Source organism: Xenorhabdus bovienii, assembly GCF_024721015.1.
Taxonomy (GTDB): domain Bacteria; phylum Pseudomonadota; class Gammaproteobacteria; order Enterobacterales; family Enterobacteriaceae; genus Xenorhabdus; species Xenorhabdus bovienii.
In genome coordinates this window covers 1-579 of sequence record NZ_JANAIF010000299.1, presented here as the reverse complement: position 1 = coordinate 579, position 579 = coordinate 1, and the positions used below count along the sequence as shown (strand labels likewise).

Below are 579 nucleotides of genomic sequence, written 5' to 3'. Positions count from 1 at the left end.
ATCTAAGCGATTTTCAACATCATCAAACAATGTGACTGTATCGAAAAAAGCCGATTCACCTTTGACGCAATTCCGGGTAAAGAATTCCTTATAAGCTGCCTCGCCGTTGTCACCTGAATCTCTGGAAGAATAAAACGTTCTTCGCCATTTTGTATTCAGTGATATCCCCAATGCCAGACGTATCAGCTTAATGGGGTCATCGGAATACGCCCATTCCGACACATACACATCACCACTGATGCTGACAGAGCAACTGTTTTCATGCAAAAAACGGATTTCAGCGCCATTACTGAGCTTCAGTAACCGGATATCTTCGGCATTTTCGGTTAAGTGCGTTTGCTGTTCAGGAAAATACTGAGCAACGTTATAAACAAAATTCTGTAGCCAATCTTTATCAGACATAAAAATCTTATTCCGGCCTGTTCGACAGGCATCGCTTAATGCTTCCAGTACGAAATAATGATCAGCACCCACCTGCCTGCATTTATGCAAAAAGCGATTACGGTGATGTTGATTGGCTTTCCAGCGTTTCTGCCAGACGAATAAATCTAAAACAAATTTACGGTTAATGTTGTAAAC

At 41.5% G+C, this 579-nt stretch carries 1 protein-coding gene; it reads right to left on the bottom strand.

Going from position 1 to position 579, the window contains the following annotated elements:
* A partial coding sequence (locus tag NXS07_RS20680; RefSeq protein ID WP_258087595.1) for a terminase large subunit domain-containing protein occupies positions 1–579 on the bottom strand: 579 nt, incomplete at both ends.